Origin of the sequence: Akkermansia sp. 54_46 (assembly GCF_001917295.1) — a bacterium.
Classification (GTDB): domain Bacteria; phylum Verrucomicrobiota; class Verrucomicrobiia; order Verrucomicrobiales; family Akkermansiaceae; genus Akkermansia; species Akkermansia muciniphila.
This window is the reverse complement of sequence record NZ_MNUD01000013.1, coordinates 1-10,231: the sequence shown is the minus strand read 5'-3', so window position 1 is coordinate 10,231 and position 10,231 is coordinate 1. Positions and strand designations below refer to the sequence as shown.

The window sequence follows — 10,231 nt, the reverse complement described above, 5'->3', positions numbered from 1 at the left end:
CAATTCCTGTAATCAATGTTTTTCTTTCTCGAAGAAAGATGGGGCCGTCGCTGTCGGACGGGGCCTGCTTAGGTTTCGTCCGGCATTTCCAAGTACGGTTTCCTGGATTACTGGAACCCTTCCGGTTGCAGCCGCTGGCGTTCCTGAATGAGTACGTGGAAGTGTCCTCCGGCACCGTATTCATCCGTCAGAAAGGCATCCTGCGGCGTGTTTTCCGCATGGGGGAGCAGGTAGTCCCGCTGGGTCATGAAAGTGACCCGGTCCCCCAGACAGTTGCGGGATAGTTCCAGCAGGTCCGTAAAATTGACGTCACAGGTCAAATCCGTGAGGCCGGGGTTACGGTACAGTTCCTCTCCGGTCAGCACCTGGTGGCTTTTGTACCCGCGCAGGGAACCCCGGGGGCGGCGATAGTACAGCCGCTCCATTTCATCCCCGTAGTCGATGACCGTCATGACGCCCATGTTCCAGTGGGGAAGCCAGCTCGTAAACCAGCGCGCGTAGGAGTCGTGAATTTCCACCCGCTGCCCCGGTTGGGAACCGTATTCCAGCATATGGGAGAAAAGCGGCTGCTGCCGGACGGGGCGCAGTTCTTCCCGGACGGCTCCGTTTTTCACGACAAGCCCTACTTCCTTCCAGTCCTGTTCCGTGTATTCGAATACGCGCGCCGGGAAAGCGTCCACCAGCTCGTTGGAGAAAATAAAGGCCTTGCCTCCGCAGTGTTTCAGCGCTTTTTCCATGGTGGAATAAATTTTGGCCCTGCCTCCCAGCAGAAGGTGCTGGAATTCGCGCAGCCGTGGGGAAGATTCCACAATCACGTAGTCCGTATTCAGGCGGTTCCAGAATCCCAGCCGCTCCAGGATTTTGACGGCCAGGGCGCCGGAACCGGCGCCTATTTCCAGCAGGGGCAGCCGCCTGCCGCAGCGGGAGCAGGCTTCTTTCCAGTGAGCGATAATAGCTTTTGCGAGGATGGGGGAAAGCGTGGGGGTGGTGGAAAAGTCCCCGCGTTGACCGATGTTTTCAATGGAAGAGGAGTAGTACCCTTCCTGCGGGTGGTGCAGGGCCAGCTGCATGAAAGCTTCCAGGGAGAGCCAGCCGCCAGCGGCCGCGATGTGGTCTGAAAGGCGTATCATGCAGGGAAGGCAGGGGTCAGGATTGGGATTGCTCCAGCATGCGCAGCAACGGGGCTTCCGCCCTTCTGCGCAGGTCTTCCGGCAGTTCCACGGCGGGAGAAAGGTCCCGGAGGGCCAGGTACAGTTTTTCCAGCGTGTTCATTTTCATGTACGGGCAGGTGCTGCAGGAGCATTGCTCCGTGGGCGCGGGAATGAATTCTTTGCCCGGCACCAGCTTGCGGAGACGGTGCAGAATGCCGGATTCCGTCACAATGATGAAAGATTTGGCGGGGTTTTCCGTGCAATAGGGGATCATTTTTTCCGTGGAGCAGATATGGTCCGCCAGCAGGCGCACGGCCTCCGTGCATTCCGGATGGGCCACCACCGGCACGCCGGGGTGCTTTTCCTTCAGGGCAAGAATCTGGTCCCGCGTGAACTCCATGTGCACGTGGCAGGCCCCGTTCCACAGTTCCAGGGGGCGGCCAAGCTGGCGGCTTACCCAAGCGCCCAGATTCTGGTCCGGGACGAACAGGATGGGGCGATCCTCCGGAGCCTGGGAGACGATTTTTACGGCATTTCCGGAAGTAACGATTACATCCGCCAGCGCCTTGACGCCGATGGAGCAGTTCACATACGCCACTACATAGTAATTTTTATGGGCGTTTTCTTTTAAGAAGGCTTCCAGCTCACCGGCGTCGCAGGAGGCTTCCAGAGAACAGCCGGCATCGGCATCTGGAAGAATGACGGTTTTGTCCGGATTAAGAATTTTGGCGGTTTCCGCCATGAAATGGACGCCGCAAAAGGCGATCACGTCGCAATCCGTATTCTGCGCCTTGTAGGCCAGCCCCAGGGAATCGCCCACATAGTCGGCCATGTCCTGGATATCCCCGGTCTGGTAGCTGTGCGCCAGAATGATGGCGTTGCGTTCTTCTTTCAGGCGTAAAATTTCCTCTTTCAGGTCAAAGGGTGCCATGCGGGAAAAGATGGGGCGAAGCCCCCGGCAAGTCAAGCATCATGTCCCATGCAGGGCGCGCTTGTTGACGGGAAGGGGGAAATGTGGCACAGTCTGGCGCATCATACGATTATGTTTTCACTTTTAGCAGATAAACTGGATAACACGTTCCGGAGGCTGCGCGGCCTGGGCAAGATTTCCGAGAAAAATATTGCAGACGCCCTGCGCGACATCCGGCTGGCCTTGCTGGAGGCGGACGTGGAGTTTGGCGTGGCCCGGGAATTCATCGGTCGCGTGAAGGAACGGGCCATGGGGCAGGAAGTGCTCAAATCCATCAAGCCCGGAGAGCAAATCGTCAAAATTTTCCGTGATGAAATCGCCGCCCTGCTGGGCGGGGACGCCGTGGGGCTGGACCTGACGGATCCTGCCAGAATCATGGTAGTGGGGCTGAACGGCGCCGGCAAGACCACGACCAGCGCGAAGCTGGCCCTGCGCCTGAAGAACGAGGGGCGCCGCCCCCTGCTGGTGGCCTGCGACCTGGTGCGCCCCGCCGCCGTGGACCAGCTGGCCACGCTGGCGGAACAAATAGGAGTGCCCGTTTATAAGCCCGCTCCCGGCAGCAGGGACGTGGTGGCCGTGGCGCGCGAGGCTCTGGAATGGGCCCGGACCCAGAACGGGACCGTCATGATTTTTGACACGGCGGGCCGCCAGGAAGTGGATGAAGCCCTGATAGACGAGCTACGCCATCTGCACTCCTTTCTTGCGCCGCGGGAAACGCTCCTGGTGGCGGATGCCGCCACGGGCCAGCAGGCCGTGAATGTGGCCCAGACCTTTGACCGTGCCGTGAACGTGACGGGTATCGTCCTGACCAAGCTGGACGGCGATGCCCGCGGGGGCGCGGCTCTTTCCATGCGTTCCGTGACGGGCAAGCCCATCAAATTTTCCGGTGAGGGGGAAAAACTGGACCAGTTCGGCCCCTTCGTCCCCGGCCGCATGGCGGACCGTATTCTGGGCATGGGCGACATTGTCGGGCTGGTGGAGCATGCCGCCGCGCGCATTGACGAAGAGCAGGCAGCCAAATCCATGGACCGCATGATGTCCGGCAAATTTGATTTCAACGACTTTCTGGATCAGATGAAGATGATGCAGAGCCTGGGACCGCTGGAAGGACTGCTGGGCCTGCTCCCCGGCTTCGGCAAAATCAAGAAACAGCTTCCGGAAGGCGCTCTGGACCCCAGGCGGATGAAGCACATGGAGGCCATTGTGCTCTCCATGACGGCCAAGGAAAGGAGCAATCCCAACCTGTTGAATCCGTCCCGCCGCCGCCGCATTGCCGCGGGCTGCGGCCGCCCGCTGATGGAAGTGAACAAGCTGATCAAGAATTTTTCCGAAATGCGCAAGATGATGTCCGGCAAGGGCAAAATGGGCGCCATGATGAAGCAGATGGCTTCCATGAAAGGGAAGGGGGGCAAGGTGCCCGGCTTTCCCGGCATGGGAGGAGGTTTGGGAGGTCTGAAAGGCCTGGGTGGATTAGGTGGCGGTCTCGGCGGCTGTAACGGCGCAAGATAGTTGCGATATGCGGGACAGGTTGTTGCGATATTTCGCCACTTGCTGCCAGGAACCTGAAAACGGGTGAATTCGCGTGACTTTTACCCCCGAATTTGCTATAAAAAACTCACCGGAAGGAAGGTTGATCCGTACCTTGAACCGGGGCTATTGCCGCCGCTGCCATCAGCTTTATTTTGGCGTTGCAAAGGGAGTGCATAATTTCCGCCCTGCGTTCGCGCGGCACTCCATAAGGCCGGGGATTGCCTGTCGTCACCATCCGGAACATCCGGGCGTATAAATCAGGGGAAGCCTCGGCACTGTGCCAGCACCAGCAGGACCAGCGGGAATTCTCCGATTCCCCGCGCCGCCAGGGCGCTTCAATCCGGCATGCCTCCCGTCCGTATTCTTCAATCATGGTTAAGGCATACGTTAAATCCTCCGGGGCTGAATCCGGTAAATGCCGCTCCTGAAGAACATCGGCCAAATGGACGGCCACATGGGCACGCACGGCATAGCAGCACCCATAGGTTAAATGCCGATCATCCCCGGAAGAGTACCACAGGCACTCCGGATGGTCCGTCATCCAGTGCAGCCAGTCCCCATCTAAAAGCGCCGTGTCAGCATCCAGCTTGACGAGTATATCTTCAGGGGCTGCCCCTGCCGTCATGGAGCGCAGCACTCCCACAATGGCGCCGGGGCCGCGTAAATTGCCGCCGCGCATCCAGGATGTCTGATCATAGACGGCTCCCAGCTCTTCCAGGGCCTCCACCGTTCCGGCATCCACCGGAGCGTGGCAATCATCCAGCACCCGAACCAGGGCAGACGGGCAGGCCATCCGGGCGCACCTGGCCGCCGCTACGGCTTCCGGGGCGTCTTCCTTATACGTGAATATGTGAATTCTGATCATAAAAAACTACGGTCCCCACGGATAATACGTGCCGCCCCCTACGGGAAGCTGAATGGTGCCCAGGGCGTACTGGATTACATCGTCGCCTTTAATGACGGCCAGAGGGAAGGAATAATAAAACAGCCGGGACGGCCTTGCTCCGTCTATGGATGTAAGCATGAAGGGGTCCACCGTCCCCGCGGAGGAAATGACGGCCATGCCCGTGATTTCCTCGTTTTCATTCAGAATCAAATTCAGCCAGACTTCCCCTTCCATCATCGGCAAATCCTTGCTTGCCGGGGCATCTCCCAGCACGCGGCCATTCAGCATGATTTTCCCGGGCGTGATGGTGGCTCCCGTCTTCTGGCCGTCTTCATCGTATTCCAGCTGAACGCGGAATCCGTAGTCATTCGGCTCCGGCGTCGCGGATGACCAGATAACCTCTCCGCGGGGGCTGACGGTCGGGGCCTTGGGGCTGATGCGGGCGTTGGAATCGTAAGTCAGGGACAGGGCGGGATTGTCCTGCACCTGATCCTGGTTGTCCCGGTCATCCATAGCGGCCTGGTTGCTGTAAAGCTGCTGCTGTCGGTCAATCATGCTTTGCAGGCTCAAATGGTCGGGAACTCCCGTGGATATATACGTGTTGCCTGCGGATAAATCCACCGTGACGCCCTGAATGACCGTCCGCATGTCCAGCCAGGCCGGGTTGGCCCCTGCAATCGACAAGCGCCGCCCCAGCAGCAGGTCCGGACGGATGGCCGCCAGGGCGTCCACGCTTCCGGCCCAAGGTGCCACGCGGGTCATTTGGTAATAGGCGGCCAGGACGGGCCTGTAATTTGGCCAGTCCGCTTCGCCGCTCCCGCTGCCTCCGGACGGAGGCGGGAATGCAGAACCGTCCTCCGGGCCGATTGTCCCCTGGCGGTCCACCTTGTAATGCCGTTTCCGGGTGTTGGTGGTAACGCCGCGCCAGGTCAGCCAGTTGTAATACCTCGTCACCTTGTCCCCGTTAATCGTCACGGTTTTTTTACGCGGAAAGAGCAGCTCAAAACCTTTTTTTGGAGGGGAATCTATGTAAACGTATTGCTTGAAAATCACCTCACACCATTTGATGGTTGTGCAGGCTTCGCTTAATGAGCCGGAAACAAGTTCGTACCTGGTGGCGGTCGTGCTGTAGTTCCTGGCATCCTGCCCTTCCACGGCGGGCGTCTCCCGCTGGATCGTCCCGAACTGTGCCCCGGGCACCTTCGCCAGTTCCGGAATCTTTTTTGTCCACCATTCCCGGGCGTCCTCCGGCCCGGTCGGCATCTTTTCGCCCAGAACCATCATTTCCGGTTTGGCAAAATTGTATTGGGGACCATCCACGCCATCCTCGTCGGTGTCGTCCGGGTCATCCCCCGTTCGCGGGTCGGACAGTTGCACGATCGTGCAGCCTTCCTGGTGCAAGTCCGCCCCGGCTGGGTGAACAACCGTGGACGTGGCGTACTTGCCCCGCGTCATCACCACCCCCACCGCGGGGGGCACCAGGTCCACCCGTTCCGTCAGCTGGATTTTTGACAATCTGTGCGCGATCCGGTCCAGCGTCACCGGGTCCAGGCGGTCCCCGTCCGCAATGTGCAGCACGGGGCTGGCTCCGGAATAATCAAACCAGGCCACCATGCCGGGCCGGGAACTTAGGAATTTGCGCAGCAGGGAGGCGTGCTTGTCACAGGCGACATCCGTGTCCCATATCCAGGCGGAATCATCCACATCCAGCACATAATCCGTCACCAGCGCCCCATGTTTGCGGGCGTTGTCCAGCACCGTCCGGAGGGCCGCCGCGATCTTGATGCGCCGTTTGACCGACGCCCCGGAGGATAGGCCGGAAAACGCCGCAAACGAGAAAGCAATCCTGCCCGCCCCGATGCCGGAGCCGAAAAACGTCGTGCCCTCCATCGGCTTCCAGTGGTCGCAAATTTCCACCTGCCACACGTAGCCGGACGCGGACAAGGCGGCATCACACTTGCGCACGGTGCCGTCCAGCACCGTCACGCCGTCCCACGCCACCCGCACGCGCTCTTTATAAGAGAAGGGGGCGGCATCCATCATTTTCCGGCCCAGCTGGAAAGACACCTGGGCCGCCGTAAAATTCCGCCATTGCCAGCTGCATGACTGGCTGGCCAGTCCCGTCAATTCTACTGTTCTAATGTCCATACCCCCGCTGTGAATCAATCTTGTTCAGGCGGCTTTTCAGCTCCGCCACTTCCGCATTCAGCTTTTGCGCCGTTTCCTGGCTCCTGGAATACCTGCCTAGTATCTCCCGCACCAGCTCCACCATGCCGTGAATCACGGGCGTTTCGTCCTGGCCGCGGTCGTTGCCAAGAAGCATTTTCAGCTGGCTGGCCAGCTGGGCACGCTCGCCCTTGTCCACCTGTCCGTCCTGTAACGCCTTGCGCACAACGTCCTCCACCTGGTAAAGGATTTCATAGTCGGAACTTCCGGCCAGATCCCCCGCTTTCTGAACAGCCCCCTCCCGGTATTTCCGCATCCATTCCGTCAGTTCCATTGCTGCCATGCTTTTGGCCTGGATGTCTTCAGGCAGGGCGGTTACTTTCCGGGCGGCTTCTTCCAGGCCCTTGATTTTCTGTTCCTGGTTTTCCTGTGTCTTTTTAGCGGTCAGGATGTCATTCATGGACTTCCAGGCTTGTTCCGCGGCTTTCACCATGCCCCGGTCGGCGTCGGAATTGTAAGCATTGCCGAATTTTTCTTTCAGGGCTTTTAAGAATTCATCAACCCATTTGGCATCATCCTTGTCCCGCTTGTCCCATAGCTCCCGGTCCTTATTCCGGAGGCGGCCAACCGTGTCCAGGAACTTGGTAACGCGCTCCTGGGCCTTTTCATTTCCCTCCGCGTATTTAGCAGCAAAACCGGAAAAGGAATCCACGCTTGCATTCATCACATCTGCGGCGGTGTCCATTGCTTTCTTGTTAGCATCCAGTTCTTTCTTGCGCGCCTCGGCAGCCTTGGAAAGAGCATCCGCCGCTGTCCGGGAAACAGTGGAATCACGCCGCTGGTTATCCTGCCAGGCCTCTGTCTTTTTCGTCTCCACCTGAACATCCTGATCAGCTTTTGCCTGGACGCCCTGCACGGCCAGAACGTTATTCAGCCGTTCTTTGGCCGTCGTCACAGCTTCATCTAAAGCTTCCTGCTCTTTGAATAAATCAGCCAAAGATGCTGTTCTGTTTTTGATTACCTCTCTGGCGACTTTTAACGCATCCGCATAAGCCATATACAAGGCATCCCCGGACTTGCCGCGCACGTCGCCCAGCAACCCCGTATTTTTGATGCCTTCCATCATATTGTTCAAGGCGGCTTCCTGCTGCTGTTTTTCTGCAATCAGCCGGGCCATCATTTCTCCATTGGTGGCGGATGGCATGCTGGCATCTTTCCGCATGCCATCCATTAAGGCTTGTACATGCTTCAGGGTTTCTTCGTCCTGATTCTTTTTCTGCTGTAATCCGGCCACCAGCGGGATGCCCACGCCGCCCAGCATGGCCGCTTTAGCCATTTCTTTCGGCGCGTCTGCAATTTCCTTTTCCAGCTTCTTCTTTTTGGCTGCCAGTTCCTGCCATTGTTTCAGGGCCGCTTCCGCGTTCTTGAAAGCGTCCGCCTGCTTGTAAAAATCCTCCGTCTTCAGGTCACGCACGCCTGCCGCTGCCGGGCTGGATTGGGTAAGCTCCTGCATGCGCCTGATCTGTTCCGCCTTGGCTTCGGCCAGTGCTTCGGCTTTTTTCACGGCATTTTCCGCCTGCTGCCGTTCGATAGCCCGGCGTTCTCCGGCGTCTTTGGCGTCGATGGCCGCCAGGGCATCCCGGGCCTGGCTCTCCGTCATTTCCCCGCGGATCTGTTTTTGCCTGATGATGCTCCGGTTCTTTTCGTTTTCGATGGCCAGCAGCTGGGCCTGCATTTCCAGGTTCCGGCTCGCCTTTTCGTCCAGGGCTTCGATCGTCCTTTTGCGGGCGTCGTAAGCGTCATTGATCTGTTTGACCAGGGCATGTTCCTTCTTCAGCGCCTGTTCCTGGTTCAATCTCCCCAGTTCGGCGCTCATTCCGGCCTGCCAGGCCTCCACCTTCGCCTTTCCTTTTGCCAGCACGTCCGCAAGTTGCGCGGAAACTTTTTTAGCGTCCAGGCCAAACGCGTCAATAAGGGCATTTCCGGCAGCCCGGCCCAGCCCCCAGGCTTCCTTTCCCAGGTTGAGGACATTGGTGGCGTTTTGCAGGCCGCCTTTGAACTTGCGCCATTCCTGCATTTTATCACCCGCCCAGGTTTGAACCTGTCCGGGAAATTTGGATAAGGCGTCAATGCTGCGCTGTAGCCATCCGGACTGCTGCTTGACGGCATCCGCAGCATGGCCCACCGTCTTGTCCGCGCCCTGGACCGTGGCGCCCAGCGCGTCCAGTCCGTCAATCCTCACAGTCCAGTCATTAGGCGTTGCCGCCTGTGTCTCCGGATAAGCGGGCACGGCCCCCGTCTGCCCCCCCACGCCTCCGGATGCCAGCGCCGGAACAGACTTGACCGCCCGGGACAATTCATCCATGCCCTTGCGTACCTGGTCCAGCGTCCCCTCCGGCTTGGTAGATGCGGCCAGGCTCTTGGCCAGCGTGGCGTCCATCCTGGCCAGCAGCGCGGCAATCTGGTCCAGCCGCGCCATCATCCATTCATTCCCGCCTTCCCGGGCGGAGGGGACAGGAAAGGGGGAATGATCCGGGGCAGCAGCCCCGCGGGCTACCTCTTCCACGGCTTTGGACACCCGGGCAATTCCGGACTGCATTTCTTCCAGGGCCTTGTCCGTCCGTCCCTGGGCGGGTGTGCCGTTGGCCGCCACTCCTTCCGCATGGGCAATCGTTCCGGCCAGACGGTCCAGGCCCTCCACTTGTATGGTCATCTTGCCGGGGGCGGATGCCCCGGAGAATGCCCGGGCATCCGCCACGGTTCCCTCCCCTCCGGAAATAAGTTCCCGCGGCAGCCCCCTGGCTGCCGTGGAAAGATCGTCCACCCCCTTGCGCACCTGGTTAATCCCGCTCATGTCCGCCCGGGTGCCAAGCGTCAGGGATATGTCAATATTGTTGTTCATCAGTTGATTTCTCCGGTCAGGGCAAATTTGAATTCTACGGCCTGCCAGGCCGCCCCGCGCAAGTCCACCCCGTACCAGTGTTCACTGGTCAGGGGGTACGGGCGGGGAGGGTCCACGGTGGCGGCGTATTCCCTCACGCGCTGGGGGCGGCCCTGGTAATAGCAGGTCAGCCAGGTGACGCGCCCCAGCGGGTGCAGCGTGAACAATTCCTGGACGTCCAGGCCCCAGGCACGGGCCGCCGCCGCTGTCGGGAACGGATGGGCCACTGTGAAAGACAGCTGCATCAGGGCGTTGCCCCGCGCCCGCTGAAGCATCCAGGAACTGCCCAGCACGCCGTCCCGTTGCACCTGGACGGAGGCCGTAACGTCCACCGGAGCCGCCATAAGATCCCCCTGTTTGCAGAGCGTGACCGCATCCAGGCCGTCCGGACGGTAAATCACCGTGTCTGTGGATTCATAGGCCATCATCAGGAATCAGGATTGAGTGAAATAGCGGAAAAACGCCACGGAGGCGGAATCCGTGATCACAAAAGCCGGGTAGTCCGAGACTGTAAAAATCCTGCGGCCTTTGGTCTCCGCATGGACGGCCTCAACGGTCAAAGACACCGCATCAATCATTGTATAGGC

The 10,231-nt window shown here is 59.4% G+C and carries 7 protein-coding genes; 1 reads left to right on the top strand and 6 read right to left on the bottom strand.

Annotation, left to right across the window (positions count from 1 at the left end; genetic code table 11):
- Nucleotides 1-107: 107 nt before the first annotated feature.
- Entirely contained in the window at nucleotides 108-1,130 is a 1,023-nt protein-coding gene (locus tag BHW66_RS02750; protein WP_102734344.1) for an SAM-dependent methyltransferase, read from the bottom strand.
- A 16-nt stretch (nucleotides 1,131-1,146) separates the two neighbouring features.
- Entirely contained in the window at nucleotides 1,147-2,082 is a 936-nt protein-coding gene (nadA, locus tag BHW66_RS02745; protein ID WP_065530040.1) for a quinolinate synthase NadA, read from the bottom strand.
- 111 nt (nucleotides 2,083-2,193) lie between these two features.
- On the opposite strand from nadA, the gene ffh reads away from it, so the two are divergent.
- Nucleotides 2,194-3,630, top strand: a complete 1,437-nt coding sequence (gene ffh, locus BHW66_RS02740) for a signal recognition particle protein (RefSeq protein WP_286688875.1) — start codon at nucleotides 2,194-2,196, stop codon at nucleotides 3,628-3,630.
- Between the two features lie 106 nt (nucleotides 3,631-3,736).
- On the opposite strand, the gene BHW66_RS02735 is transcribed toward ffh, so the two are convergent.
- From BHW66_RS02735 to BHW66_RS02720, 4 genes are read right to left on the bottom strand one after another with little or no spacing between them, the layout of a single operon-like run.
- The gene (locus tag BHW66_RS02735) at nucleotides 3,737-4,516 is read right to left on the bottom strand and encodes a hypothetical protein (RefSeq protein ID WP_205573691.1); all 780 of its coding nucleotides are present in this window, start codon (nucleotides 4,514-4,516) and stop codon (nucleotides 3,737-3,739) included.
- A 6-nt stretch (nucleotides 4,517-4,522) separates the two neighbouring features.
- Complete coding sequence (locus BHW66_RS02730) at nucleotides 4,523-6,685, bottom strand: hypothetical protein (protein WP_286688874.1); 2,163 nt, start codon at nucleotides 6,683-6,685, stop codon at nucleotides 4,523-4,525.
- Nucleotides 6,675-9,605: a hypothetical protein gene (locus BHW66_RS02725; RefSeq protein ID WP_286688873.1), complete on the bottom strand. Its 2,931-nt coding sequence runs from the start codon at nucleotides 9,603-9,605 to the stop codon at nucleotides 6,675-6,677. Before BHW66_RS02725 ends, BHW66_RS02730 begins: the two co-directional genes overlap by 11 nt.
- A complete protein-coding gene (locus BHW66_RS02720; RefSeq protein ID WP_131072277.1) occupies nucleotides 9,605-10,072 on the bottom strand; it encodes a hypothetical protein in 468 nt (155 codons plus the stop codon). Before BHW66_RS02720 ends, BHW66_RS02725 begins: the two co-directional genes overlap by 1 nt.
- Nucleotides 10,073-10,231: the final 159 nt, after the last annotated feature.

Coding starts and splice junctions, on each gene's coding strand:
- BHW66_RS02735 (WP_205573691.1), bottom strand. CDS start 4,516: ATGATCAGAATTCACATATTCACGTATAAGGAAGACGCCCCGGAAGCC.
- ffh (WP_286688875.1), top strand. CDS start 2,194: ATGTTTTCACTTTTAGCAGATAAACTGGATAACACGTTCCGGAGGCTG.
- BHW66_RS02720 (WP_131072277.1), bottom strand. CDS start 10,072: ATGATGGCCTATGAATCCACAGACACGGTGATTTACCGTCCGGACGGC.
- BHW66_RS02725 (WP_286688873.1), bottom strand. CDS start 9,605: ATGAACAACAATATTGACATATCCCTGACGCTTGGCACCCGGGCGGAC.
- nadA (WP_065530040.1), bottom strand. CDS start 2,082: ATGGCACCCTTTGACCTGAAAGAGGAAATTTTACGCCTGAAAGAAGAA.
- BHW66_RS02750 (WP_102734344.1), bottom strand. CDS start 1,130: ATGATACGCCTTTCAGACCACATCGCGGCCGCTGGCGGCTGGCTCTCC.
- BHW66_RS02730 (WP_286688874.1), bottom strand. CDS start 6,685: ATGGACATTAGAACAGTAGAATTGACGGGACTGGCCAGCCAGTCATGC.